18 protein-coding genes are annotated in these 26,138 nt (G+C 59.7%); 14 read left to right on the plus strand and 4 right to left on the minus strand.

Annotation, left to right across the window (positions count from 1 at the left end; all coding sequences use genetic code 11):
* The first annotated feature begins 109 nt into the window (after window positions 1-109).
* The 5 genes from B060_RS0119365 (at window position 110) to B060_RS0119385 (ending at window position 9,448) form a co-directional block, all read left to right on the plus strand.
* Window positions 110-892: a glycoside hydrolase family 3 C-terminal domain-containing protein gene (locus B060_RS0119365; RefSeq protein WP_425304002.1), complete on the plus strand. Its 783-nt coding sequence runs from the start codon at window positions 110-112 to the stop codon at window positions 890-892.
* A gap of 190 nt (window positions 893-1,082) precedes the next feature.
* The gene (locus B060_RS0119370) at window positions 1,083-2,591 is read left to right on the plus strand and encodes a tryptophan halogenase family protein (RefSeq protein ID WP_018083466.1); all 1,509 of its coding nucleotides are present in this window, start codon (window positions 1,083-1,085) and stop codon (window positions 2,589-2,591) included.
* A gap of 407 nt (window positions 2,592-2,998) precedes the next feature.
* The gene (locus tag B060_RS0119375) at window positions 2,999-5,911 is read left to right on the plus strand and encodes a TonB-dependent receptor (protein WP_018083467.1); all 2,913 of its coding nucleotides are present in this window, start codon (window positions 2,999-3,001) and stop codon (window positions 5,909-5,911) included.
* Window positions 5,912-6,020: 109 nt separating this feature from the next.
* Window positions 6,021-8,306 carry a glycoside hydrolase family 3 N-terminal domain-containing protein gene (locus tag B060_RS0119380; protein WP_018083468.1) on the plus strand — a complete coding sequence of 762 codons (2,286 nt, stop codon included), beginning with the start codon at window positions 6,021-6,023 and terminating at the stop codon, window positions 8,304-8,306.
* Window positions 8,307-8,410: 104 nt separating this feature from the next.
* The gene (locus tag B060_RS0119385) at window positions 8,411-9,448 is read left to right on the plus strand and encodes a glycoside hydrolase family 43 protein (RefSeq protein WP_018083469.1); all 1,038 of its coding nucleotides are present in this window, start codon (window positions 8,411-8,413) and stop codon (window positions 9,446-9,448) included.
* 79 nt (window positions 9,449-9,527) lie between these two features.
* Here B060_RS0119385 and B060_RS0119390 read toward each other — a convergent pair whose 3' ends face one another.
* Complete coding sequence (locus tag B060_RS0119390) at window positions 9,528-11,876, minus strand: glycoside hydrolase family 127 protein (protein WP_018083470.1); 2,349 nt, start codon at window positions 11,874-11,876, stop codon at window positions 9,528-9,530.
* Window positions 11,877-12,038: 162 nt separating this feature from the next.
* Here B060_RS0119390 and B060_RS0119395 point away from each other — a divergent pair, with 162 nt between their 5' ends.
* From B060_RS0119395 to B060_RS0119420, 6 genes are all read left to right on the plus strand, one after another.
* Window positions 12,039-13,031, plus strand: a complete 993-nt coding sequence (locus B060_RS0119395) for a methionine ABC transporter ATP-binding protein (protein ID WP_026172993.1) — start codon at window positions 12,039-12,041, stop codon at window positions 13,029-13,031.
* Window positions 13,028-13,702 (plus strand): methionine ABC transporter permease, encoded by a 675-nt coding sequence (locus B060_RS0119400; protein ID WP_018083472.1) that lies wholly within the window; start codon window positions 13,028-13,030, stop codon window positions 13,700-13,702. Before B060_RS0119395 ends, B060_RS0119400 begins: the two co-directional genes overlap by 4 nt.
* 76 nt (window positions 13,703-13,778) lie before the next feature.
* Window positions 13,779-14,573, plus strand: a complete 795-nt coding sequence (locus B060_RS0119405) for a MetQ/NlpA family ABC transporter substrate-binding protein (protein WP_018083473.1) — start codon at window positions 13,779-13,781, stop codon at window positions 14,571-14,573.
* A 2-nt stretch (window positions 14,574-14,575) separates the two neighbouring features.
* Window positions 14,576-15,700 carry a M14 family metallopeptidase gene (locus B060_RS0119410; protein ID WP_018083474.1) on the plus strand — a complete coding sequence of 375 codons (1,125 nt, stop codon included), beginning with the start codon at window positions 14,576-14,578 and terminating at the stop codon, window positions 15,698-15,700.
* A gap of 86 nt (window positions 15,701-15,786) precedes the next feature.
* The gene (locus B060_RS0119415) at window positions 15,787-16,077 is read left to right on the plus strand and encodes a hypothetical protein (RefSeq protein WP_155847637.1); all 291 of its coding nucleotides are present in this window, start codon (window positions 15,787-15,789) and stop codon (window positions 16,075-16,077) included.
* A 178-nt stretch (window positions 16,078-16,255) separates the two neighbouring features.
* Window positions 16,256-16,687, plus strand: coding sequence for a helix-turn-helix domain-containing protein (locus tag B060_RS0119420; RefSeq protein WP_018083476.1), 432 nt, complete (start codon window positions 16,256-16,258; stop codon window positions 16,685-16,687).
* A gap of 66 nt (window positions 16,688-16,753) precedes the next feature.
* On the opposite strand, the gene B060_RS26765 is transcribed toward B060_RS0119420, so the two are convergent.
* The 3 genes from B060_RS26765 to B060_RS0119435 form a co-directional block, all read right to left on the minus strand.
* A complete protein-coding gene (locus B060_RS26765) occupies window positions 16,754-17,011 on the minus strand; it encodes a DUF2171 domain-containing protein (protein WP_081606944.1) in 258 nt (85 codons plus the stop codon).
* Window positions 17,012-17,121: 110 nt separating this feature from the next.
* On the minus strand, window positions 17,122-18,471 hold the full coding sequence (locus B060_RS0119430) for a sigma-54-dependent transcriptional regulator (RefSeq protein ID WP_018083478.1): 1,350 nt from the start codon (window positions 18,469-18,471) through the stop codon (window positions 17,122-17,124).
* On the minus strand, window positions 18,468-20,168 hold the full coding sequence (locus tag B060_RS0119435) for a sensor histidine kinase (RefSeq protein ID WP_162149117.1): 1,701 nt from the start codon (window positions 20,166-20,168) through the stop codon (window positions 18,468-18,470). Before B060_RS0119435 ends, B060_RS0119430 begins: the two co-directional genes overlap by 4 nt.
* Window positions 20,169-20,430: 262 nt before the next feature.
* Here B060_RS0119435 and B060_RS0119440 point away from each other — a divergent pair, with 262 nt between their 5' ends.
* The 3 genes from B060_RS0119440 to B060_RS0119450 all read left to right on the plus strand — a co-directional run bounded on the left by B060_RS0119440 (window position 20,431) and on the right by B060_RS0119450 (window position 26,111).
* Window positions 20,431-21,801 (plus strand): dicarboxylate/amino acid:cation symporter, encoded by a 1,371-nt coding sequence (locus B060_RS0119440; protein ID WP_018083480.1) that lies wholly within the window; start codon window positions 20,431-20,433, stop codon window positions 21,799-21,801.
* A 100-nt stretch (window positions 21,802-21,901) separates the two neighbouring features.
* Complete coding sequence (locus B060_RS0119445; protein WP_018083481.1) at window positions 21,902-22,609, plus strand: TorF family putative porin; 708 nt, start codon at window positions 21,902-21,904, stop codon at window positions 22,607-22,609.
* 538 nt (window positions 22,610-23,147) lie between these two features.
* Window positions 23,148-26,111, plus strand: coding sequence for a TonB-dependent receptor (locus tag B060_RS0119450; protein WP_018083482.1), 2,964 nt, complete (start codon window positions 23,148-23,150; stop codon window positions 26,109-26,111).
* Window positions 26,112-26,138 lie beyond the last annotated feature (27 nt).

The following is a 26,138-nucleotide window of genomic DNA, read 5'->3' on the forward strand; positions in this document are numbered from 1 at the left end:
CGATTCTGGGGGTGATGCCCTAACCGTGGTGAAGGGCTCGGACGTCGAGGCCCCGATCGAAGGTGGCATCGAAGCGGCGGTCAAGGCGGCGAAGGCGGCGGATATCGTTGTGCTGGCCATCGGTGAGGCGGGTAATATGTCGGGCGAGGCACAATCGCGCGTCGATATCTCGGTGCCGGCGCCGCAACTGGCTNTGGCGGAGGCGATTGCAGCCACCGGCAAGCCGGTCGTCGTGTTGCTCAAGCATGGCCGTGCCCTGGCGCTGACGGGCGCGGTAAAGGACGCACCGGCCATCCTCGCCACCTGGTTCCTTGGCTCGGAAGAAGGCAACGCCATCGCCGATATCGTCTTTGGCGATTACGCGCCGCAGGGCCGTTTGCCGGTCAGCTTCCCGCAGGCGTCAGGCCAGGAGCCCTTCTATTACAGCCACCGCATCACTGGCCGTCCGCAGATCAGCGAAGACAAGAACTTCAAGGCGCGTTACCGCGAAGTGACCAATGACGCGCTCTATCCCTTCGGCCACGGCCTTGGCTATTCGAGCGTGGCCTATGGCGTGACCACCGTTTCGGCCACGACCCTGAGCATGACCGGCACGATCAAGGTCAGCGCCACGGTCACCAATACCGGCGCGCGCCGTCTGCACGAGGTGGCGCAGCTCTATATCCACGACAAGGTGGCCAGTCTGGTCCAGCCGATCCGGCTGCTGAAGGGCTTCCAGCACCTCGATCTCGAACCGGGCCAGAGCGCCACGGTCGAGTTCACCCTGACGCCGGCGGAACTGGCTTTTGTGCACCCGAACCTGAAACCCATGGCGGAAGCCGGCAAGTTCGACGTATGGATCGCCCCTTCAGCGATAGGCGGCACGGCGGCCACGTTCGAGCTTATGGCTTAAATCAAGGAAAGGGTGGTCCACAGATTACAAAGATTAACACAGATTTTTGGTGCTTGGGTCGCCAATACGGATTCCCTAACCCATACGGTAGCCCGTCAGGTCAGGTCAGGTCAGGTCAGGGCGCCGACGCGCATCAATCTGTGTTAGTCTGTGTAATCTGTGGTTTCCCTTTTATCACTGCGGGGCACACATGACCAATCCAGCTATCAGCAGCATCACCATCGTCGGCGGCGGCACGGCGGGCTGGATGACGGCGGCGCTTTTATCCAAGCTGCTGATGGGGCGCTACGCCATCACCCTGATCGAATCCGAGGAGATCGGCACGATTGGGGTCGGGGAGGCGACCATTCCCGCCATCAAGATTTTCAACGACATGATGGAGATCGACGAGGCGGAGTTTCTCAAGGCGACTCAGGGCACCTTCAAACTCGGCATCGAATTCGTCGACTGGCGCGAGAAGGGCCATAGCTATATCCACGGTTTCGGCAAGATCGGCGTCGATCGGCTATGGCTGCACACCCACCAGTTCTGGCTCAAGATGTTCCCGAAGGGCGGCTTCCGTGACTTCGATTCTTATTCGATGTGCACCGCCGCCGCGCGCAAAGGCAGGTTCGCCCCGCCGGATGCGCGTCGCGGACCGCCGATGAGCGATCTCGACTATGCCTACCATTTCGACGCCTCGCTCTATGCCCGTTATCTGCGGAGCTTGAGCGAAAAGCGCGGCGTCAAACGCATCGAAGGCCGCATCACCGATGTGGTGCTCAAGGCCGAAAGTGGTTTTATCGATAAGGTCGTGTTGCAAAGCGGGCAGGCTATAGGTGGCGATCTGTTCATCGACTGCTCCGGCATGCGCGGCCTGTTGATCGGTGACGCGCTCGGCGTCGGTTACCAAGACTGGAGCCAGTGGCTTTTGTGCGACCGCGCCTATGCGGTGCCTTCAGCCAATCCAACGCAGATTACGCCCTATGTCACGTGCACGACGCGCGACGCCGGCTGGCAATGGCGCATTCCGTTGCAGCACCGCACCGGCAATGGCTATGTCCATTCCAGCGCCTATACCAGCGATCAGCAGGCTGTCGATACCCTGATGAGCACGCTGGGCGGTCCGGCGCTGGGCGATCCCCGGCTGATCAAATTCCGGCCGGGCAAGCGCCACCAGACATGGGAGAAGAACTGCGTCGCCATTGGGTTATCGGCGGGCTTTCTGGAGCCGCTGGAATCGACCAGCATCCACCTGATCCAGACCGGCCTGCTGCGCCTGCTGTCGCTGTTTCCGGGCCAGGGCTTCCATGCCGCCGATATCCGGGAATACAACACCTACAGCGACGATGAGTACCGCGATATCCGTGACTTCATCATCGCGCACTATAAGATCACCCGCCGTGATGACACGCCTTTCTGGGCCTATGTCAAACACATGGAGGTGCCGGAGACGCTGCAGCGCAAGATCGACCTTTTCCAATCGTCAGCGCGGATCTTCAAGCGCGGCGCCTTTGAGTTGTTCCGCGAGGAAAGCTGGGTGCAGGTGCTGCTGGGGCAAGGGATGTGGCCGGACTACGATCCCAATGTCGATATGATGACGGAAGCCGATATCGCCGGTTATCTTCACGATATTGAGGCGGTGATCGGTGAGCATACCGATGCCATGCCGCGGCATGAAGACTACATCAACCGCTATTGCAAGGCCGCCAGTCTATGAAAAAAGGCCCGCCAGCCGGGGGAGAAGCAGGCTGGCGGGGCAGGTTTAAAATGCCAATCGGGTGACATTTCGGCGTTACTGTAAGCGTTTGCAATTTGATTGACAAGGTAAATGTAAGCGTTTACGCTCGCCTGAAATCCGGAGAGTTTTGCCCGTTGCGCCGCCTGTACGTCGCCCTTTGAATGGCGAGGGCTGCATTGCATATGGCTGACGCTTCATAACATTTGGGAGAAGAATGCGACCGGTCTTTCTGGCTTAGCCAAGCCATCCGCCTCGATCGGCCCATAGCCACTCCAACACAACAGGTCAGGAAAGCCCACCTGACTTAATAAGCGCAAACCTCAAGTCAAAGACGGGGTATTGTGCCGATCTAAGCACGAACACACATAGTGGGAGGATGACACATAATGAAGCACACAACGAAATTCAGGTTGGTCCTGGGCGCATCCATTTTCGCGCTGACAGCGACCCTGGGGAACACGGCCTTTGCCGCCGACACCTCGACCGTTCAGGGCCACGTCGCCTCGGCGCAGGCCGGTGCGGTCGTCACCGCGGTTGACGTCAATACCGGCGCCCGCACCTCCGGCACGGTGCGCGCCGATGGCAGCTATGTCATCGTGGGGCTGCGCCCCGGCAACTACAAGATCACGGTGGGCTCGGCCACCGAGGACGTCACGCTTGCGGTTGGCGAAACCACCACGCTCGATCTCGATGCCGCCGCCGTGGCCGCAGCCCCCGAAGCCACCACCACGGTGACCGTGCGCGGCCGCCGCAAGGAAGTGCGCACCTCCGAAGTGGCGACCAGCGTGTCGCAGACCCAGATCAACAGCCTGCCGCAGAATGGCCGCAACTTCCTGAACTTCGCCGCCCTCGCGCCGGGTGTGTCGGTTTCGCCCGACGCCGAGAACAAGCAGTTCCGCGCCGGCGCTGTTTCGGCCAATCAGGTCAATGTGTTTATCGACGGCCAGAGCCAGAAGAATCAGGTGCTGCAAGGCGGCGCGGCCGGGCAGGATAGCTCGCGCGGCAATCCGTTCCCGCAACTGGCGATTCAGGAATTCAAGGTCTCGACCCAGAACTTCAAGGCCGAATTCGAGCAGGCCGGCACCGCCATCATTTCGGCCGTCACCAAGACCGGCGGCAATGATTTCCACGGCAGCGCCTTTGTGACCTATCAATCCAAGGATATGATCGGCCAGCCCTATTACCAGCGCAGCCAGCCCAAGGGTGACTATCAGAACACTGAATATGGCGCTGATATCGGCGGCCCGATCATCAAGGATGTGTTGCACTTCTACGCGGTGTATGAACACCGCAAGGATCAGCGTCCGACGGATTCTGTCAACATTACCCTCCCCGGTTTTTCAGGTGAAAATGGCGTTTATGCCAAGGATTTCAAGGAAGACCTTTATTTCGGCAAATTGACCTGGACGCCGAATGAGATGAACACGGTCGATTTTTCCGTTCAGGATCGTGAAGAAGACGATGTGCGCGGGTTTGGCGGCACGACGGCCTATACCCAAGGCGATACGCTGGACCAGTATATCCGTCAGGGCCTGATTTCGTGGAAATATCGTGAGGAGAACATCCTCAATGAAATGACCCTGGAATATCAGACCTATCACTGGCTCCAGTCGCCGCTTTCCGATTCCCCCGGCATCACCCTGGTGAACAGCCCCACCGATTTTGGCGTGGTCGCCCAGATTGGCGGCGCCACCTATTCGCAGGAAAAGGCGCAGGAAAACGTCACTTTCCGTAACAACATGACTTTTTCCGGTCTGGAATGGCATGGCCAGCACGTCGTCAAGGCAGGTGTCAAGCTAGCGCTTTATAACTATATCGCCACAGAAGCCGATCACTTCAATCCCGAATACATGTATGTCGCCAGCGACTATACCTATGGCGCTTCGGACAATGTCCCGGTGCGGGTGGTCGTTGCCGATGGCGACCCCCGTGTTACGGGAAAGAATACCCAGTGGGGTCTGTTTATTCAGGATGACTGGACGGTCAATACGCACCTGAGCCTCAATCTCGGCCTGCGCTGGGATTACGAAACCAACATGCTCAACGACAAGTTCGTCACCGATCCGGGCGTGGCGGCAGCGCTGCGCGGTTGGGCCAATTTCAAGGCTGCCGGGTTTAATCCGGAAGACTACATCAGCAATGGTGGTAATCGTGAGGCCTTCAAGGGCGCCTTCGCCCCGCGTCTTGGCTTCTCTTACGATCTGAACGGCGACCGCGATATCGTCTTCTTCGGTGGCTATGGCCGCTACTATGACCGAACCATTTATGACAACGCCCAACTGGAGACGCGTCGCACGCAAATCCATGTCGTGACGCTCAATGTCAATCCGGAAGGTACGGTCGATACCAACCCGAACGACAACACCATTAGCTGGAACCCGGCCTATGCCACCGACAAGACAGCCCTGATCGCCGCAGCGAAAGCGACTGGTCAGAAGGGGGAAATCTACGCCCTGAACAACGACACCAAGGTGCCTTATTCCGATCAGTTCAATATTGGTGTGCGCAAGCAATTTGGAGCGATTGCCACCAGCCTCACCCTGGCGGATATCCAGTCCAAGGACCTGTTCAGCTATGTGCTGGGCAATCGTTTGCCTGATGGTACATGGTGCGCTTACGGACCACAGTATTCCTGCGCACCTTGGGGATCTGGCCTGCCGGGTTATGGCAACTTCGTCATATCGAACAATGATGCGGAGGCCCACTATCAGGCCATCTATTTGACTGTGGACAAGCCCTATACCCGCTCATCGCACTACGGCTATAGCGGGACCCTGACCCTGACCAATGCCGATGCGATCGGTCAGAGCGATCGCTACGGCTTCGACTACGCCACACCGAGGGATACTGGCTGGCATGCTGCCGAGGGCGTGGATAAATGGCGCTTCGTCGGCACTGGCATCGTCGATGGTCCTTGGGATACGCAAGTTTCGGCCTTCGTCACCTTGGCATCCGGCGGGGCGTTTCAATATATTGACGCCAGCGGTCCTGCTGTTCGGTTCATACCGGGCGGGGTCTATCCGAAAGACGATATCGCCTATCAGAACGTCGATCTGCGCCTCTCTAAGGACTTCGAACTGCCAAGCGGCCAGACCATCACGCTGGAAGGGCAGGTCTATAACGTGTTCGACTCGGTCAACCGTGTCTATTCCGGCTGGGGCGGCGGCCTGAAGTGTAATCCAACCGATACAGGGTGTATCGCTGATCGCAATGGCAGCCAGGGGCCAACACGCGCCGGCGACAACAACACGACCGGCTCCGCCCGCTCGTATCAGGTCGGCCTGCGCTACAAATGGTAATGTGATCTGACGGGGCTCTAATGTTTCTGGGGCCTCCTTGATTGCCCAACTGACGGGGGAGAGCGTTTTCGTTTTCCCCCTTTTTTGTCTGAATTTTCGAGTTTCCTTCATGTCCAATCCCCATGCTTCGCACACCCTGTCACGCCGCACCTTCTTCAAGGGCACCGCGTCCGGACTGGCCATGGCGGGCGTGGCATCGGGCTTTTCGCCGGCTTTCGCGGCGCCCAAAGACGCCTTTATCGAAAACCTGATCGCCAAGATGTCGCTGGAGGAAAAGGCCGGACAACTGAGCCTCTACAGTGATCCGGTGCGCACCGAGGCGGCCACGTTCAATCCCGCCGTCGCCAGTGTGCCCAAGGAAAAGATGCTGGCCGATATCGCGCAAGGGCGCATCACGGGCCTGTTCAATGGCATGGGCGTTGCGCTCGGCCGCGAACTGCAACAGGCGGCGGTCGAGCGGTCGCCGCACGGTATCCCTCTGATCTTCGCCGCCGATATCATTCACGGCATGAAGACCATCTTCCCCATTCCCATGGCCGAGGCGGCGAGCTTCGATCCGGAGCTTTCACGCCGCACCAACCGCGCCGCGGCGCTGGAAGCGACCGCCTGCGGCCTGCACTGGACCTTCTCGCCGGCGGTTGATGTGGTGCATGATCAGCGCTGGGGCCGCACCGCCGAGGCGGCGGGCGAAGACCCCTATCTGGCGGTGCAGTTCGCCCGCGCCCGCGTCAAGGGCTTTCAGGGCAATGACCTCAAGGCCGAGGACTCGCTGCTGGCCTGCCTCAAGCACTTCGCCGCCTATGGCGCGGTCGAAGGCGGCATGGATTACAACACGGTCGAGATTTCGGACGCCGCGCTCTACCAGACCCATCTGCCGTCCTTCGCGGCGGGGATCGAGGCCGGCGCGATCACCATCATGAGCGCCTTCAACGACATTGGTGGCGTGCCCTCGACGGGCAATCGCCGCCTGCTGACCGATATCCTGCGCGGCCAAATGGGGTTCGGCGGCTTTGTTGTCTCGGACTTCACCTCGGAAGAGGAATTGATCGCGCACGGTTTCGCCGCCGATGGCGCCGACGCGGCGAAAAAGGCGCTATTGGCCGGCTGCGATATGTCGATGCAGAGCGGCATCTATATGAAATACCTGCCCGATCTGGTGCGCGACAAACAGGTGCCGCTGGCGGTACTCGATGAGGCGGTGCGGCGGGTTCTGCGTGTCAAGAAGGCCATCGGCCTGTTCGAGAATCCGTACCGTTCGCTCGATCTCAAACGCGAGCAGACGCAACTGCGCTTACCCGAAACCGTGGCCCTGGCGCGCGAAGCCGCGCGACGCGCGTGCGTGCTGCTGAAGAATGACGGCGATGTGCTGCCGCTGAAAAAGGCCGGTCAGAAGATCGCCCTGATCGGGCCGCTGGCCTCCGACCTCAATCAGGTCAATGGTTATTGGGTGGTCTGGCCCGATACGCGCCAGAGCGTGACGCTGGAGATGGCGATGCGCGAGATCGTCACTCCGGCCAACCTGACCGTGGTGCGTGGATCGGATATCGACGCGCCGATCGCTGGCGGCATCGAGGCCGCGGCCAAGGCGGCGCAAGCGGCGGATATCGTGGTGATGTGCATCGGCGAAGGTCAGGAGATGTCGGGCGAGGCACAATCGCGCACCGAGATCACCGTGCCGGTGGCCCAACAGGCTCTGGCCGAGGCCGTGGCCGCCACGGGTAAGCCGGTGGTGATTGTGCTCAGCCATGGCCGGGCGCTGGCGCTGGCAGGCGCGGTACGTGACGCTTCGGCCATCCTTTGCACCTGGTTCCTCGGTTCGGAAGCAGGGCATGGCGTCGCCGATCTTTTGTTCGGCGATCACAGCCCGTCGGGGCGTCTGCCGTGCAGCTTCCCGCAGAAATCGGGGCAGGAGCCCTTCTACTACAACCATCGCACCACGGGGCGGCCTCAGATCGGTGACGATGCCAATTATCGCGCACGCTACCGGGATGCCAGTTTTGAGCCGCTCTATCCGTTTGGTCATGGCCTCGGCTACGGCAAGATCAGCTATGGCGCGACTCTGCTCAGTCAGCCGGCGCTCGACTGGAAAGGCCGGGTGAGTGTATCGGCCACCGTCACCAACGACGGCAAGCGGCCGGTGCACGAGGTGGCGCAGCTCTATATCCGCGACCGCGTCGCCTCGGTTACCCAGCCGATACGTTCGCTGAAAGGCTTCCGCCATGTCGATCTCGCCGCCGGAGACAGCCAGACCGTGACCTTTGAACTGACGCGCGCCGACCTGGCCTTTGTCGGGCTCGATCTGAAATGGCAGGCCGAGCCGGGCGACTTCGATATCTGGATCGCGCCGTCTTCCAGTACGGGGACGCCGGCGCGCCTGAATCTTAAAGGCATCTGACCCTCAAGGGTGTTTGACACGGCGTTCATCTGGCTTAAGGTCCGGAAATCTTGCCAGCGAAAATACATGAAACCAGGGAAAATACATGAAACCAGGGAAAATACATGAAAAAAGTGGCGCTCGTATTCGGCCTGTTGCTCGGCAGCGCTATGGCGGCGCAGGCCGGTAATCCCATTGTGCCCGGCTGGTATGCCGATCCGGAAATCCGTATCTTTGACGGCCAATACTGGATTTTCCCGACCCTGTCCGCCGAGGATACGCCGCCTGCGGTGTCGCCCACATTCAGCGAAAAGCAACTCAAGCTTCGCGCCAATCCGAAGATCTGGTCCCCCTTCCTCAAGCAGACCTATATGGACGCCTTTTCCTCAGACGATCTGGTGCACTGGCAAAAGCATGATCATGTCCTTGATGTGAAGGATGTGAGCTGGGCGGCCTTTGCGCTGTGGGCGCCCTCCGCTATCGAGAAGGACGGCAAGTATTATCTCTTCTTCGGTGCCAACGATGTCCATGCCGGAGAACTGGGCGGCATCGGCGTGGCGGTGGCGGATCACCCGCAAGGCCCCTTCCATGACGCTCTGGGGCATCCGCTGGTCGGCGAGATCCATAATGGCGCCCAGCCGATCGACCAGATGATCTTCCGCGACGATGACGGCCAGTATTACATGTATTACGGTGGCTGGAAGCACTGCAATGTCGTCAAGCTGGCGCCGGACCTGAAAAGCGTGGTGCCGTTTCCCGATGGCGAAACCTACAAGGAAATCACGCCTGACCCTGATTATGTCGAGGGCTCGTTCATGATCAAGCGCAAGGGTGTATATTACCTGATGTGGTCGGAAGGCGAATGGACCGGCCCCGACTATTCGGTGGCCTACGCCACGGCCACCTCGCCCTTCGGCCCCTTCACATCGCAGGGTAAAATTCTCCAGCAGGATGAAACCATTGCACGCGGCGCCGGCCATCATTCGGTGGTCAATATCCCGGGCACTGACGACTGGTACATCGTCTATCACCGCCGCCCGCTCGATACGAACGACGGCAATCATCGCGAAATGGCTATTGATCGCATGACCTTCGGCGCCCGAGGCCTGATCGAGCCGGTGAAGATGACGCGCGAAGGCGTGACGCCGCGCCCGTTACGCTAGGACGGATCGACATCGGTGGGTTCTTATTTCCCCTCTCCCTGCCTAGCGGGGAGAGGGGTTTAAAATTAGATCACCAGCCCTAAACCGCTGTACCGCCCGCTTTCAGGATGCGGCACTCATAGACCGTCGTCCATTGCCATTTGTTGTCCGGCACATCGAAGCGCACGCGCACGCTGCTTTTCCCCTTGGTCAGGGCTTCCGGCAGGGCATAGGTCTTGACCTGGAGCGCTGAGGTCGGCGCGCCTTCGAGCTTTTCGATGGCGAACGGCTGGCCGTCGATCAGGATGCGGATGTCGCGTTTGCGATCGGCGCCGTTATAGGTGACGTAAAGCGTCTGTGGCCCCGGCTGGACGCGCATGTCGAACTGGAAATAGCCATTGACCATGCGGCCGCGCGTATTGATGTGGGTGATGACACTGGTGGCGTCGGTGCCGTCGAAATTGTGATCCTTTTCCGGCTGCTGTTCGCCAAGCCGGATGACATCGACCGTGCGGGCTTCCATGTCCGCTTTCGCGCGTGCTTCCTCGCGGTAGGCGGCCTCCGCCACCGGCCATTCCGCCACGCCGAAGCGGCGGAAATAGACGGCGGTGCGGTTGTGGTGCTGATCGAAATAGGGACGCAAGATGAGGGGGGCAGGATAGCCTTTGTCGCCGGGGGTAAAGCTCTGGGCCGCGCCTTCTAGCGCCGGCCGCAGGATATCGCGCTCGCTGTCGGCGATGATCACCGGATCGATGCCGCTCCAAGGCGCGCTGACCGGGCCGAGATCGGCGGCCAGCACCAGCGGGCCGTTGAGGAAGGCGATCAGGTTGGCGTCATCCGGCATGGCCTCGCTGCGGATCGTCATCGGCAGTTTCAGGGTGAGGCTGTCGCCGGCTTTCAGGCCATCGAGCAGCAGATAGCCGCTTTTAGGCGCGGCCGTCATCGCCACACCGTTACGCGTCAGCACCGGTGCGGCGCACCAGTCCGGCACGCGAAGCCCCAGGCCCACCGGCTTTTTCGCTGTGCCGGAGACGCGCAGGCGCACGGTGTCTTCATAGGGGAAGGCGGTCTCCATATCGATCTTCACGCCCTGATCCGCCGCATCGAGCGTCGAGGCATAATAGAGATTGATCAGGATACGGTCGCCTTGTTTCCAGTAGATGCTCTCGCCGTGCTTGGCATGACTTTCCATGCCGGAGCCGACACAGCACCAGAAGTCGTTGTCCGGCGTCGAATGCTTGCGGCCATAGCCCGAGGCCAGGGGCGAAAAATAGGACACCATGCCGGTGGCCGGGTCCTGCTGAGACATGATGTGGTTGAGGTGGGCGCGCTCAAAGAAGTCGAAATAGCGCTTGTCGCCGCTCCAGCCATAGAGATGGCGGCTCAGTTTCAGCATGTTGTAGGTGTTGCAGGCCTCGCAGGTCTGCTGACCCAGGCGGTTGGCCAGCTTGCGTGGCTCGCCAAAGTGCTCGAAATTGGAATTGCCGCCGATGACATAGGAGTGGTCCCTGGTCACCGTTTCCCAGAAGAACATGGCCGCCTTGGCGTGCTTAGGTTCGCCGGTCAGTTCGTAGAGACGCGCCAGACCGATGACCTTGGGAATCTGGGTGTTGGCGTGCTTGCCGGCCAGTTCATCGCGGCCCTCGGTGATCGGATCGAGCACGGCCTTGTGGCGGATGCGCTCGGCCAGTTTCAGCCAGCGTTTGTCCTGCGTGCGGCCGTAAAGTTCGGCGTAGGCGTCGTTAATGCCGCCGTGTTCGGCCATCAGGACGGTCTGGATCTGATCGTCGCTTAGAGTCTCGAAAATGGTGCCGAGATAATCCGCCAGCCCGATCGCCACCTTCAAGGCGTCGGCATTGCCGCACAGGGCATGGGTATCGAGCACGCCGGCGAACACCTTGTGGTAGGTGTAGATCGGCACCCAGCCGCCGTTGAGATCGAAACCGGCGGTACGGATATCGCCCTTGCGCAGTTCCTCATAGATAATCTTGCCGTCAACCGTCTTGCCGCCCCGGTCAACCGTCGTGCCGCCGGCATAGCCGTCTTCGTTCTTGGCCTGAATGACGAGCAGGGCGGAGATGATGTAGTCGGCGCGCTGTTTCAGGGCCACATCACCGGTCTGGGCGTACATCAGGGAACAGGCGCTCATATAGTGGCCGAGGCTGTGGCCGGCGATGCCGCGCGCTTCCCAGCCGCCATAGACCTCGCCCTTGGTCGGCAAGCCGGCGAAGAGATAGAAATTGTGCAGCAGGCGGTCGGGTTCAAGCGCCAGCAGGTAGCTCTTGTTGGCCTCGACGGCGGTCTCGAAGATCGAGGCTTTCAGCCGCACCGCGGTCAGTGGAAACGGCGTAACCTGAGCGCTCTTGCTTTGCGCCTGTGCCTTGATCGCACCTAAAGCACCAAGCGCTGTGCCGGCGGCGATGGCCTGACGACGTGACAAACGAACCATGATCTCATCCCGATATTGTTTTTATGCGCGCAGCATAGACGGCGCTCAGGTCCGGTCAAGTCTATTGTCTGACATTTAAAGGCGGTTTCAAAAGTCGCTTTACCTCGCGGGGCCGGATCGCTAAACCCAACCGTCCAAGTTTTCTTTAGGTGTGCCTTGTCTCTGATCCGGTTCAATGATGTTTCCAAGCGGTTTGCCCTGAAGGGGCGGACGCAGGATGCCCTGTCAGGCGTCTCGCTCGGCATCGCGCGCGGTGAGGTGTTCGGGATTATCGGCCCGTCGGGTTCAGGTAAGTCGACCCTGGTGCGCCTGATCAACCGGCTGGAGACGCCGACGCGCGGCACGGTCGAGGTCAATGGCGTCGATATCGGCAAGCTGAAAGCGGCGCAATTGTCGGCGGTGCGTCACAAGCTCGGCATGATCTTCCAGGCGTTCGGGCTGCTGTCATCGAAAACCGCTCGCCAAAACGTGCTGTTCGCCCTGAAGCTGGCCCAAAAAAGCCTGACCGACGCCGACCATCAGCGCGTCGATGATCTGCTGGCGCGGGTGGGCTTAAGCGATCACGCCGACAAGTACCCGTCGCAGCTTTCCGGCGGCCAGAAGCAGCGCGTCGCCATTGCCCGCGCCCTGGCCAACGCGCCGGATATCCTGTTGTGCGACGAACCGACCAGCGCGCTCGATCCCGAGGCGACGCAGGGCGTGCTGGACCTGCTGGCCGAACTCAACCGCGATCTTGGCCTGACCGTCGTCATCGTGACGCACGAAATGGACGTGGTGCGCCAGATCTGCGACTGCGTCGCCGTGCTCGAAGAGGGCCGGCTCGCTGAGGTCGGGACCGTGGCGCAGGTGCTGTTCGATCCGGTCAGCGATGCGGCGCGCGCGCTTGGCAAACATCTTCTGCCGCATGCGCCGGCGATCTCCGGCGCGGCCGATACCCGCCTGCGCCTGACCTATTTCGGTGAGGTGGTGACGGGCGATGCCCTGAGCGCCGCCACGCAAGGCGCCGATGTCCGTTTCAGCATTCTGGCCGGGCAGGTCTCCGAGCTGAAATCCGTGCCCTATGGTCACCTGATCGTCGATATCACCGGCGCGGATCGCGCCCTGGTGATCGAGCGCCTGCAAACGCGCGGTGTGCGCGTGGAGGCACTGATATGAGTGATTTTCTGCAATTTTTCAGCCATATAGACGGTGGTGAAATCGCGCTGGCGAGCTGGGAAACCGTCGCCATGCTGCTGGGCTCTCTGGTTTTGAGCGTTATCCTCGGTCTGCCGGTCGGGGTATGGCTGTCGGTGACCTCGCCGACCGGCCTGGCGCCTAACCGCTTCACCTATGGCGTACTCAGCCTGATCGTCAATGTGTTGCGCTCGATCCCGTTTGTCATCCTGTTCATCCTGCTTATTCCGGTGACCCTGGCCCTGGTCGGCACCTCTTTGGGCGTCCGTGGCGCCATTCCGCCGCTCGTTCTGGGTGCGGCGCCCTTTTTCGCGCGTCTGGTCGAAACCGCCCTGCGCGAGGTCGAGCACGCCGTGGTCGAGGCGACGCAGGCCTTAGGGGCCAGCAAGCGCCAGATCATCGTCCATACCCTGCTGCCCGAAGCCATGCCCGGCCTGATCGCCGCCATCACCATGACCGCCATCGCGCTGGTGTCCTATACCGCCATGGCCGGCGTGGTCGGGGCCGGTGGCCTGGGCGATCTGGCCGTGCGTTATGGCTATCAAAGATTCCAGACCGATGTCATGGTGGTCACGGTCGCGCTGATCGTGGTGCTCGTGCAGGGGCTGCAAATGTTGGGAGATGCGCTGGTGGCGCGTTTCCATAGGAAATAAAGCGCATCCCCAAAAGTGGTGTGAAACGTCGATCGCACCTTTTGGGATAAGATGCGCGTCAAAAAAGGAGAAAACTATGCTGTCTCGTCGTCTGTTCGTGCTGTCGGCCCTGGCGGTTTCGGCCTGCGCCAAACCCGCTGCGAAAGCCGATGTCCTGACCGTGGCCGCTACCGCAGTGCCGCACGCTGAAATCCTGAAGGCGGTGCAGCCCGATCTGGCCGCCAAGGGCATCGATATGCAGATCAAGGTGTTCAACGATTACGTCCAGCCCAATATGCAGGTTGAGCAAAAGCTGATCGACGCCAACTATTTCCAGACCCTGCCGTATCTTGAGGCCTTCAATTCCGAGCACGGCACCCATCTTCTGCCGATCGTGGGCGTCCATGTCGAGCCGTTTGGCGCCTATTCGCGCAAGGTCAAGGCCATCGCCGACCTGAAAAATGGCGCGGTCATCGCCCTGCCGAACGACCCGACCAATACCGGCCGCGCCCTCATCCTGCTTCACAAGCACGGCCTGATCACGCTGAAAGACCCCAACGATATTGCCGCTACGCCGAAGGATATCGTCGCCAATCCGAAGAACTTCGTCTTCAAGGAACTGGAATCGCCGTCGTTGCCGCGCGTGCTGGGCGAGGTCGATATGGCGCTGATCAACACCAACTACGCGCTCGACGCCAAGCTCGATCCGCAGAAGGATGCCCTGATCATCGAAGGGCCGGACAGCCCCTATCTCAACTATCTCGTCGCCCGTCCGGACAACAAGGACGACGCCCGCATCACGGCGCTGGCCGAGGCCCTGACGTCGCAAAAGGTGCGTGATTTCATCGCCAGCACTTATCACGGAGCGGTTATCGCCGCCAAGGGAGCCTGATCATGGCCATCAGCATCACGTCCCATTTCGATGGGGGTAATATCGAGGTTCTGAACGGCGAGGGCGCCAGTTGGGATCTGGCGATACGGCCGGATAACGGTTCGCACTATTATCAGTGGTTCCATTTCCGCGTTGATGGCGCCGCCGGCGTGCCCCTGGAGCTGCGCCTCACCAATGCCGGCGGCTCGGCCTATACCGGCGGCTGGGAAAACTACCGTGCGCGCGTCAGCAGCGATCATGCCGACTGGCTCCAGACCGAAACCGCTTACGCCGATGGCGTGCTGACCATCCGCCACACGCCCCCGACCGACACGGTCTGGTTCGCCTATTTCGCACCGTTTCAAAGCGAGCGTCACCGCGCCTTCGTGGCCGAAATCGCCGCCAAAGAAGGCGTGTCGCACACCGTGCTTGGCCATACGCTCGATGGCCGCGACCTCGATCTTTTCACCCTCGGCACGGGCATGAAGCGCGTCTGGCTCTATGCCCGTCAGCATCCCGGCGAGACCATGGCCGAATGGTGGATGGAGGGCGCCATCGCCTTCCTGACCGGCGATGATCCCGTGGCGGTGAAACTGCGCGAGGCCGCCACCTTTTACATCGTGCCCAATATGAACCCCGATGGCAGCGCGCGTGGCCATCTGCGCACCAATGCGGTGGGCACCGATCTCAACCGCGAATGGGCGGAGCCCACGCCGGAGCGCAGCCCCGAAATTCTCTATGTGCTCAAGGCTATGGACGCCAGCGGCGTCGATTTCGCCATCGATGTACACGGCGATGAGGCTATCCCCCACGTCTTTATGGCGGGTTTTGAGGGCACGCCGTCGTGGACCGAAGCGCGCGGCGCGCTCTACGCTTCATATCTCGACCGCCTGAAAGCCCGCACGCCCGATTTCCAGACGACCTATGGCTACGGTATTCCCGGCCCCGGCGCGGCCAATCTGAAGGTCTCGACCAATGCCGTGGCCGAGCGATTCAACGCCATCGCCATGACGCTGGAAATGCCGTTCAAGGATCACGACGATGCGCCCGACAGCTTACGCGGCTGGTCGATCGAACGTTCGCGGGCGCTGGGTGTATCGTGCCTCGTCGCGCTGGCCGATATCATCGAAATTTTGCCGCGAACGTGATCGACCGTGTTCGGCGGGCATGGCGAACCACATGGCTTTTTAATGCGTTTTTTCTCATATTTTATGGACAAAATATGGAGGAAACCATGCAACTTTCAGCTTCAAGTCAGTGTGAAAATCTCGCCGTAGGAACCACTTTTTGCGTTCAGGGCGGCAGACTTCACCGCGGTGATCGTCTTCAGTTGACGCTTGAGAACCGTAATATCGAGGCAGTGGTAGAGCGCTTCGACATCACCGGGCTCTATCTGGATATCAAGGGTACGCGCGCGACCTGCCGTCCGTGGGAAAATGGCGATCAGTTCCTGATGCGGTGCCGGGGAACCAGTTCGAGCTGGACCGTCGACTCGGTCGAGGCGCATGAGATGACGGCGGCCTGATTCGTCTTATTATCAGTGGCGAGGTACTGGATTTCGACATTTAAAGGCTGTAAGTTCAAAAAAGAAACTCACAGCGTGTTATGAGTGAAGATCCAATCGCCTGAAGCGTGCGTATGCTTGCTTAAGTCTCGCGGCGTGTTGATGGGTATCGCGACGAACCAGAGTAAGGCTAAAGCGTATGTCAACTGAAGTAAAAGATATCAACCCCGTCGATCTCCATGTCGGCATGCGGGTGCGGTCCCGGCGCAAGTCCCTCGGCCTGACGCAGGAAGCGCTGGCCAAGTCGATCGGCCTGACCTTCCAGCAGGTGCAGAAATATGAGCGCGGCGCCAACCGCATCAGCGCGTCCAAGCTGTATGAAATGGCGCTCTTCCTGAAAGTGCCGGTGAGCTACTTTTACGAAGGCTTTGTACCCGGCAGCAACGGCGAGCCCTTCATGGAATCGGCATCGGAACGCTCGGTCCATGATTTCCTGGCCACCGGTGAGGGTATCGAACTGGCCGAGGCCTTTCCGCGCATCAAGGGGGCCCTCCGCCGCCGCAAGATCCTCGAACTGGTGCGGGCTATGAGCGTTGACGCAGACGATGCGCCGGTGCGTGAGCGCCACTAAAGGCGTTTTCACGGCACCGGCTCATGACGTGCGCTAAGGCATCAGAATGTCGTTTGACGCCGCATGTCAGACACCATCGCCGTCTTCTTCTTCCTCAAGCGTCACAGCGACATCGGCATTGGCCGACAGCCGCACCTGATCGCCTTCTATATCGGCGACAAGCCCGAGGTCGATAAAGTGGTGATGGCCCTTGTGCGCGTTGCTTTCCACCTCAAGTTTTTTAAGCTTGATGCGATGGCCTTCAACGCGGTCCACCGTGCCAACATGAACGCCATCGGCGCCGATAACGTCCGCATGTTCCTGAATATCTGCTGCATCTACCATGGTCATCTCCTGAAACTTTGATCGGCCGTGCCAGACACGCCGCCGTTTCAGTCATGCGCTGCCGGCTTGTAAAATAACAATGTGGCGGCTGTTTCGGCAGCTTTGTTTCCTTACCGGAACGCCCGGATATCAATCCTGTAGCGGTTGAGCTTGTCGTAAAAGGTTTTGCGCGGCAGCTTGAGGCGCTTCATGGCTTCCGCCGCACGGCCCTGACAGCCGGCCAGTGTTTCGCGCAGCAGGGCGGCCTCGAAGGCGGCGACACGCGCTGACAAGCCCTGATCGCCATCGAAGGAATCCGGCTCGGCCGCTGTGGCCACCTCAAGCCCCAGCGCGTAGCGTTCGGCATATTGTTCAAGTTCGCGCACATTGCCCGGCCAGTCGTGCGCCTGCAGATAGCGGCTGAGCTGCGCGGTCAGGGGCGGGGCGGGGCGCTTCAGGCGGGCGGACGCAGCGACAAGACCATGCTGGAACAGCAAAAGAATGTCGTCCTTGCGGTTTCTCAGCGGCGGCACCTTGAGGGTCACGCCGCTCAGGCGGTAATACAGGTCGGCCCGGAAGGCGCCGGCCTCCACCGCCTGGCTGAGATCGCTGCGGCTTGAGGCGATGATGCGCAACTCGACCGGCCTCGGTTCATCGGCGCCCAGAACCCACAGTTCGCGCGCCTCGACGACGCGCAGCAACTTGGCCTGGAGCGGCAGGCTCAGGCCTTCGATATCATCGAGAAAGAGCGTGCCCTTCTGCGCCTTTTCAATCTTGCCCACACTGCGGCGTGACAAGGGCGCGCCAGCTTCGAGCCGCGCGCCGGAGTCGACGCCGAAGAGCTCGGCGGCGAAGATCGAATCCGGCATCACCGCGCAATTGACCTGAATGAAGGGCTTGTGCCGGCGATCGCTCTGGCGATGGATGGTGCGCGCCACCCGTTCCTTGCCGACCCCGGTTTCGCCCGCGATCAGGATATCGACATCGGCCGCGGCGATCTGCGCGATCGTCTGGCGCAGGTGCTGCATGACGGCGCTCTCACCCAAGAGGCGGTCCTCATCATCTCCGGTAGCCGTATAGAGCGCGCGGAGCTGGCGGTTTTCCAGGATCAGACGGCGCGCTTCAAGAGCGCGGCGCAGGGCCGCGCTCAGCGTATCCATGGCGAACGGCTTAGTGAGGAAGTCGTAGGCGCCATCCTTCAACGCCCTGACGGCCATCGGCACATCCCCATGCCCGGTCATCAGCACGACCGGAATGGTGTCGTCGATGGCCTGAATACGTTTGAAGACCTCGAAACCGTCCATGCCGGGCATCCGCACATCTGTCACCACGACGCCGGCGAAATCAGGCGTGATGCCTTTCAGCGCCTCGTGTCCGCCGGCGAAAGACCGGAGGGTGAAGCCGGCCAGTTCGAGCCCCTGCACGTGTGCGGCGCGCAGATCGTCGTCGTCGTCGATAAACAGGATCGTGGCGGCGGTCATGGCGAAACCTTGCGCAGCGAAACGATAAAGCGCGCGCCTTGCGCCACGTCGCTATCGGCCATCAGCTCGCCGCCGAAATCGGAGACGATGTCGCGGGCGATGACGAGGCCCAGCCCCAGACCCTTGGGTTTGGTGGTCTTGAAAGGGATGAACAGCGCCTTCCTAATGGTTTCCGGCAGGCCGGGGCCATTGTCCTCGATGATCAGGCGCAGGGTGTCGCCCTGATCCTCAAGGCGCAGGATAACGGTTGGGCTGGCGACGCTCTCAACTGCTTCAAAGGCGTTCTGCAACAGGTTGACGAGCACCTGCTCCAGCCGCACGCGCTCGCCCCAGACCTTAAGACCCGCGTCGATTTTGGGGCGCTGAAAGCGGACCTTGTGCGATTTAAGCCGGCTGTGCGTGAGCAGGATCGAGCCCTCGACCGCCTCGCTGACAGAGGTGGGTTCGCTTTCGCCCGTGGCCTTGCGCGAGAAGGCGCGCAACTCGCCGGTGATATGACCGATGCGCTCGCTCATGCGCACGATCGTCTCCAGATTCGTCTGGATGGCGGCCGGTTTCAGACCGCTCAGGGCGTTATCGGCCAGAACCCGGATGGTCGCCAGCGGCTGGTTGATTTCGTGCGCCACGCCGGCGGTGATCTGGCCGAGCTGCGCCAGCTTGTTGGCCTGAACCAGATCGGCCTGCAGCTCGTTAAGCCGCGTCTGGGCGTTGCGCCGTTCCTCGATCTCTTCGGACAGCTTGTCATTGGCATAGCGCAGCGCGTGGGTGCGATCGCCGACATCGCGCTCCAGACGCGTCAGATAGGCCTGATCGGACTGCGCCTTGAGACGCAGGTTTTCGCGTCGTCGCCAGGCCCACAGAACCGTACCCGCCAGCAAGACTTCAACGAGCAGCAGAATCGCCGCCGCCGCCAGACCGGCCTGACGGGCCGCTTCGGCAGGGCGATAGAGGTGAAGCTGCCAGCCGGTCATGCCCTTGACGTCGAGCGCGAGACTGATCTGATCAGGGGGGGCGGCCGGCGGGCTTTTGAACCGCCAGTTGTCCTGCGCGGTGATGATGACCAGATGGCGGTTATCGGTCACGAAGGCCGTATCCTTGAGGCGGGCCCAGTCGGATTCGAGGCTATCGAACTCCAGCTTGACCACGACGACGCCGATCAGGCGGCCCTCCGTCACGACGCTGTGCGACAGGAACAGGCCGGGACGGTGGCTGACCGTGCCCATGGCGAATTCGGCCGCCTCGGTCTGGCGGACGGCATCGCTGAAATATCGGCGAAAGCCGTAGGCCGAGCCGACAAAGCTTTCAGGCCGGTTCCAGTTGCTGGCGGCGACGGCGACGCCGTGTCGGTCGAGCAGATAGATGACGGCGCCATGGGTTTCGTGACGCAGGCTCTCCAGCTTGGCCGAGATAAGATCAAGACCCGAGCGTGTCGGCTGTTTCAGGGCGGCTTTCACGTCACTGTCAGAGGCCAGGACCGCCGGGACAGCGCGTTGTTTGTCAATCTCGCTTTGCAGCGCTGAGGCGCGCAGTTGCGCCGATGTCCGGACGTCCTGAGTCAGGCCATCAAGCGCACGATCATAGGCGATGTGATAGGCTGCGACGACCAGGGCGAGCCCAATAAGGACGCTAAGGCTCAAGAGCGCAAGCGTGCGGCGTGACAAACGGAGCAAGGCCTTAACGAGAGTCGGCGGTTCCATGGTCGAGATCTCCGATGTGTGAAAATCCACACAAATAAGCCATGCCTGTGTGTGGATATCAATACAAATTTTCGCGCGCCATTGGCCGATATCGCAATTTTTCAAATAAAAACAAATACCTATGCGTGGCGAAATTTTCCGTTGTTTGAGGCGGGTGTTGCCGCGAAGATCGAAGGTCAGAGGCGTCATCAGAAAAGCGCCAGGGCGAGGAAACGCGGCATCATCCTTTTAAGGGCTTGCCGCTCAGCAACAGGAGACAGGCATGGCCTACAGTTCATCCGTACCGGCGCCCGAAGAGGCGGCCAAGAAGGGCAAGTGGTACAGCCACCTCTATCTTCAGGTGATCATCGCCATCACTGCCGGCGCCCTGATCGGGCATTTTTATCCGCAGACCGGCGAGGCGCTGAAACCGCTTGGCGATGGCTTCATCAAGCTGGTGAAGATGATCATCTCGCCGGTGATCTTCCTGACCATCGTGACCGGCATCGCCGGCATGGGCAGCTTGAAAGGTGTCGGCAATGTCACCTGGAAAGCCTTCGCCTATTTCTTCACCTTCTCGACCCTGGCCCTGATCATTGGCCTCATCGTTGCCAATGTGGTGCAGCCGGGCCACGGCATGAATATCGATCCCGCCACCCTGCACAACGAAAAGGTGGCCGAATATGCCGCCAAGGCGCATGAGAGCACGATCACCGGCTTCCTGATGGGGATTATTCCGGACACCTTCGTCTCGGCCTTTACCCAGGGCAATATCCTTCAGGTGCTTTTCATCGCTATCCTCTTCGGCATCTCGCTGATCCTGATCGGCGAGAAGGCCAAGCCGATCGTCAGCTTGCTCGAATCGGTCAGCCAGGCGATCTTCCGCATGGTGAATATCCTGATGAAGGTCGCCCCCATCGGTGCCTTTGGTGCCTTCGCCTTCACCATCGGTAAATATGGCATTGCCTCGGTCGTGAACCTGGCGGCGCTTGTCGGCACCTTTTACTTTACCTCGGCCCTGTTCGTGGTCGTGGTGCTGGGCGCCGTCGCCGCCTTCAATGGCTTCTCGATCTTCAAGCTGATCGCCTACCTCAAGGCCGAACTGCTGCTGGTGCTCGGCACCTCGTCGTCGGAATCAGCCCTGCCCAGCCTGATGGAAAAAATGGAAAAGGCCGGCTGCGCCCGTCCGGTCGTGGGCCTGGTCGTGCCGACCGGCTATTCCTTCAATCTCGACGGCACCAATATCTATATGACCCTGGCGGCCCTCTTCATCGCCCAGGCCACCAACATCCACCTGACACTTGAGCAACAGTTGCTGCTGCTTTCGGTGGCCATGTTGTCGTCCAAGGGCGCCGCGGGCGTCACCGGCGCCGGCTTCATCACGCTGGCCGCCACCTTGTCGGTCGTCCCCACCGTGCCGGTGGCCGGCATGGCGATCATCCTGGGCGTTGACCGCTTCATGTCGGAATGTCGCTCGATCACCAACTTCATCGGCAACGCCGTCGCCACGGTTGTCGTCAGCCGCTGGGAGAAGGCCGTTGATATGGACGTCTTCAAGGCGGCGCTCAATGGTAAGCCACGCGCCATTGCCCCGGTTACTCAGGTCACCACCCTCACGCCGGGCCTTCAGGCCGGTGAGCAGAGCGCGGACTAGTCCGGCCCGCCTCTGAAACTTAAAGCCCCGCCGATTTCGCCACATTTCCGGTGGGGCTTCTTTCCTTAAAAAACATAAACCTGCACCCCACGGAGACGACATGTCGTACACCGAAGCCTTTCGCCTGCCCGCCCTTATGGCCGTCACCCTCCTTGCCGTAGCCGCCGTACCGTCCCATGCCGAAGCGCTACAGCCCAAGCTCTCCGGCCAGATCACCTTTCTGTCGGACGGGATCTATCGCGGCGTCAGCCAGACCGATGGTCAGGCGCAATATATCGCTGGCGCGCAACTCGCCTATGGCAATGTCTTCGTTGGCACCCTGTTCAAGTCCATGCGCGATCCGTCCACGGGCGTCGATAATCAGGTTCAGGCGCTGATCGGTTACAAGACGGCTATCAAGGGCTACGATGTCACGGCCCGCGCCATCTACAAGCAGTATAACGGCACCAAACCGGGCGTCGATAACGACTTCATGGAATACGAGGTCAATGTGTCTCACAAGCTGGCGGCCATGACCACGGCGCGCCTGACCCTGGCCTACAGCCCTGATAATTACGGCAAGGCGAAGGAGGCCACCTATTCCGAGATCGTGCTCGAACAAAAGATCCGGCCGAACTTCAGCGTTCAGGCCGGCACCGGCTTCCGCCACAATGCCGGCAGCGTCGATTACAGCACGGCCCTGCTGGGCGCGACCTACACGACCAAGCACAAGCAAAGCCTGTCTCTCACCTATACGCACACCGATCGGGCTGAGCTTGGCGACAAGTATGGTGACAGCCTGTTCGTGACGCTGTCACAAAAGTACTGAGCCTGAAAGCGACATTCTGACTGGTCAAGGGCGGGCGCTCGCCACCCACTGTCCGCAGATCGCGCGTCTTAACAATCTATGAGGGAGGTTTTGCGTGCTCTTGGTCAGACCAACAGGTAAAAAGTAGTACAATAAAGTGTTTCAGTATTTAGGCCTTACCAATATCAAGGCCGGCCGTTAATGAGGTATCTAAAGGTCATTTGGTGATTTGTAATATTTTATCCAGTGTAATCAATATTCAAAGGCGTTTTCGGATATGTAATTCTTTCCGTTGCCCTTTAATGGCTGCATCGAAGCCTTTCGGTGTTGCATAAATGTAGCTCGCCTTATCAATTGGTAAGGCCAACTTGACGTAACGCCAATTCACCTTCTAGTTATGTGCCTATACGCAAGTCTATTGCGTATATGCCTGCGCTTTTGGCGGCCCATTGTCCGATAGTTTTCGGGGAGAGGCGGCACGCGACACAGAGACCGGATGAGACCGGCGGCCTTTGTGTCTGCGCTGCAGGTATGAATACATAAAAAAAGAGGGAACATTATGGACTATTCAACAACACATCGTGGTGCGCGTTTTCGTGCGTTTTTGACAGGGGCGACCTTTCTGGCCGGTCTGGCCGTATGGCCTGCCTGCGCCCAATCATCGGGACAGGAGGCAGCGGCGGCGACGCCGGCGGATGACACCGTTGTGATCATCACGGGCTATCGCGGCTCGCTGCAAAGCGCCACCAAGGCCAAGAAAAACGCCACCAATTTTACGGAAACGATCTTTTCGGAAGATATCGGCAAGTTCCCTGACCTGAACATGGCTGAAGCCTTGCAACGTGTGCCGGGCATGATCGTGCAGCGCGACGCCTTTACGGGCGATGGCACCCAAATCGTTGTGCGCGCCCTGCCTTCCAATTTCACCCAGGTGACCATGAACGGCAACCGGATCGCCATGGCGACCGACAACGGCATATCGGGTTCGAGCTCGACCAATCGGCAGGTCGATCTCGACTCCTTCCCGACAGGCCTTTTCAACCGGGTTGACGTCTCCAAGACGCCCAGCGCCAGTGAGCTTGAGGGCGGCGTGGCCGGAACCGTGAACCTGCAGAACGTGCGGCCGTTCGACCGTAAGGGCGAACATGGCGCGCTGGCGATCCAGGAAAGCTATGGCGTCAATTCGGAGAAGTTCTCGCCGCGTATAACGGGCGTATGGTCCAAAACGTGGGATAAGTTCGGCGTGCTGGCCGGCATTTCGATGAGCGAAAAGAAGCTGTACACATCCGGCTATGAAACGCTTGGTTTCGGCGATCCCAACTTCAACAACTATTGCGGCGCGTGCGACCCTGCCGTGACCAAGGATGCGTCCGGCAATTTCATCAATCCGGAAGGCTCTAACCAGTGGGCCTGGAGCAATACGGTCTATCCTTACACCGGCAACGGCCTGACGCCGGGCACTCTGACGGAAGCGGACCTGCTCGCTTTAAATCCGGGCATGACGGAAGCAACGATGAAGGGCGCCAAGATGCCGCGCCTTGGCCGTGCCTCCCTGCTTGACGGTACGTCGAAAACGAAGGTCGGCCTCATCGCCCTGGAGTATCGGGCAAGTGAGACGCTGAAATTCAACCTCGATATCCTCGGCGGCGGTGGTGACCGTGACGCGGAACGCACCAATATGATGCTGACCTTCCGCAGCACCGGCCCCGGCGATGATTATAATGGCGGCATGATCCCTCTGAACATGAAGGTCGACCAGAATGATATTGTGACATCGGCCACGCTTGCCAATTCGAACTTCTTCATGGAATCCAACTTCTACCGCGACAAAAACGCCTATTGGAGCGCCAAGGGCAGTTTTGAATGGTTGTTTGGAAATAGCTGGAAGCTGGATGGTGAAATGGCGTTCATGCGTTCGACCTACGAACGTAATGTGACCTTCTTGAAATACCGCACGCCTTTTCAATCTAATGTTACCGCTACCTATGAAAATGTTGAAGGTAATGACGTCCCGACCATTACGTCCAATGTCAATCTGAATGATCCGACCATTGGCTGGCGCACCTTTGTCGGCCAGACCATCATGCAGCGTGACAAGCGCAATGCGGTCACCAAGGCGCTGCACCTGGATCTCAGCAAGGAGTTGGGCGATTGGACGTTCAAGGGTGGCTACGCCTATGATAATTACCAACGCAATATCAATGTCATAGACTTGTCGCAGGCCTTGAAGGACGCCTATGCGGCGGCCATACCGGAATCGGATGTGTCCCAGTATCTGACGCCGATGACACGCTCCATCTATTCGGGCGATGTGTCCGGGGGTGGCTTCAACAAGTGGGTCTTCCCTAATTTTGACAAGATTTCAAAAGCCGTTGGCTATGACTCTTTGATCAATGGGAAGGGCACCACCTCTACAGGCGGTTCCTATAATGGGGCCGGCGCGGCTACGATCCAGGAAACGATCACGGGCGCCTATGCCATGACAGCCTATAACGGACAGCTCTTCTCCTATCCGGTCAGATCCAATTTCGGCGCACGCTTTGTGTCGACGGATCAGAAGGTAACGGCGCCTTCGGTCATTGGCGGCAATATTGTCTATCTGAGCACCAACGCCAGCTATGAAGACGTCCTGCCTTCGTTCAACTTTGTCACCAATGTAACGGACAGCGTCAACCTGCGCTTTGCCGCTTCCAAAACCATGACCCGGGCGAATCCTGCGCTGCTGACCTCGTCGCTTAGCCTTGATACCACCGCGTCTTCCGGAAATACGGGCAACCCGAACCTGAAGCCGTTCTACTCGAACAATTTCGATATCGGGGGTGAGTACTACACAGGAAAGACGGGCTATATCGGCCTGACCTTCTTTAAGAAGGACATCCAGAACTTCACCTTCAATAAGGTGAACTCTGTGCCCTTTTCCTCTTTAGGTGTTGATTATTCAACCCTGAATGAAAATCAGCAGCAGGGACTGGCCCTCAATGCCGGCGTCACCTGGGCAGCTGCTCTGGCCAATCCGTCTCTGGTGTCGGGCGCGAACGTTAACATGACGCAACCGACCAACCTGACAGAGATTATGAAACTCACAGGTCAGGAAATGATTTGGGTTCAGCCCCTGGATAACCTGGTTGAAGGGCTTGGCTTTACCACCAACTACACGCACTTCAGCGTAACACCGGCTAAATATGCTTTCGGTATCCCGGACTACACCTATAATCTGACCGGTTACTATGAGCATGGCGGCTTCTCTGCGCACCTCAGCTATGTGAAGGTCAGCGAAGTCGTTACCGGGGCGCCGCTGCAGGCCAATAATATTATCCTGGCCGCCAATAATGAAGCGCGTCACCAGATCGATCTGTCGGCGTCCTATAAATTCAAGGCTTTTGGCATCGAGCAGAGCATTACGCTCGATGCGACCAACCTCGATAATCAAGGCTTCAAGAGCTACTATACCTATACCAATATGACGACGGGTTTCCAAAGTCCGGGGCAAACCATCCTGATTGGCTGGCGCGCTCAATACTAGAACGCTCTAAACGCTTGCGCCGGGCCT

The sequence above is a fragment of the Asticcacaulis benevestitus DSM 16100 = ATCC BAA-896 genome, from assembly GCF_000376105.1.
In the GTDB taxonomy this organism is placed as follows: domain Bacteria; phylum Pseudomonadota; class Alphaproteobacteria; order Caulobacterales; family Caulobacteraceae; genus Asticcacaulis; species Asticcacaulis benevestitus.

What these genes read in the sequence shown, in the direction of transcription:
- B060_RS0119370 (WP_018083466.1), top strand. Translation starts at nt 1,083, where the DNA reads ATGACCAATCCAGCTATCAGCAGCATCACCATCGTCGGCGGCGGCACG.
- B060_RS0119375 (WP_018083467.1), top strand. Translation starts at nt 2,999, where the DNA reads ATGAAGCACACAACGAAATTCAGGTTGGTCCTGGGCGCATCCATTTTC.
- B060_RS0119380 (WP_018083468.1), top strand. Translation starts at nt 6,021, where the DNA reads ATGTCCAATCCCCATGCTTCGCACACCCTGTCACGCCGCACCTTCTTC.
- B060_RS0119385 (WP_018083469.1), top strand. Translation starts at nt 8,411, where the DNA reads ATGAAAAAAGTGGCGCTCGTATTCGGCCTGTTGCTCGGCAGCGCTATG.
- B060_RS0119390 (WP_018083470.1), bottom strand. Translation starts at nt 11,876, where the DNA reads ATGGTTCGTTTGTCACGTCGTCAGGCCATCGCCGCCGGCACAGCGCTT.
- B060_RS0119400 (WP_018083472.1), top strand. Translation starts at nt 13,028, where the DNA reads ATGAGTGATTTTCTGCAATTTTTCAGCCATATAGACGGTGGTGAAATC.
- B060_RS0119405 (WP_018083473.1), top strand. Translation starts at nt 13,779, where the DNA reads ATGCTGTCTCGTCGTCTGTTCGTGCTGTCGGCCCTGGCGGTTTCGGCC.
- B060_RS0119410 (WP_018083474.1), top strand. Translation starts at nt 14,576, where the DNA reads ATGGCCATCAGCATCACGTCCCATTTCGATGGGGGTAATATCGAGGTT.
- B060_RS0119415 (WP_155847637.1), top strand. Translation starts at nt 15,787, where the DNA reads ATGCAACTTTCAGCTTCAAGTCAGTGTGAAAATCTCGCCGTAGGAACC.
- B060_RS0119420 (WP_018083476.1), top strand. Translation starts at nt 16,256, where the DNA reads ATGTCAACTGAAGTAAAAGATATCAACCCCGTCGATCTCCATGTCGGC.
- B060_RS26765 (WP_081606944.1), bottom strand. Translation starts at nt 17,011, where the DNA reads ATGGTAGATGCAGCAGATATTCAGGAACATGCGGACGTTATCGGCGCC.
- B060_RS0119430 (WP_018083478.1), bottom strand. Translation starts at nt 18,471, where the DNA reads ATGACCGCCGCCACGATCCTGTTTATCGACGACGACGACGATCTGCGC.
- B060_RS0119435 (WP_162149117.1), bottom strand. Translation starts at nt 20,168, where the DNA reads ATGGAACCGCCGACTCTCGTTAAGGCCTTGCTCCGTTTGTCACGCCGC.
- B060_RS0119440 (WP_018083480.1), top strand. Translation starts at nt 20,431, where the DNA reads ATGGCCTACAGTTCATCCGTACCGGCGCCCGAAGAGGCGGCCAAGAAG.
- B060_RS0119445 (WP_018083481.1), top strand. Translation starts at nt 21,902, where the DNA reads ATGTCGTACACCGAAGCCTTTCGCCTGCCCGCCCTTATGGCCGTCACC.
- B060_RS0119450 (WP_018083482.1), top strand. Translation starts at nt 23,148, where the DNA reads ATGGACTATTCAACAACACATCGTGGTGCGCGTTTTCGTGCGTTTTTG.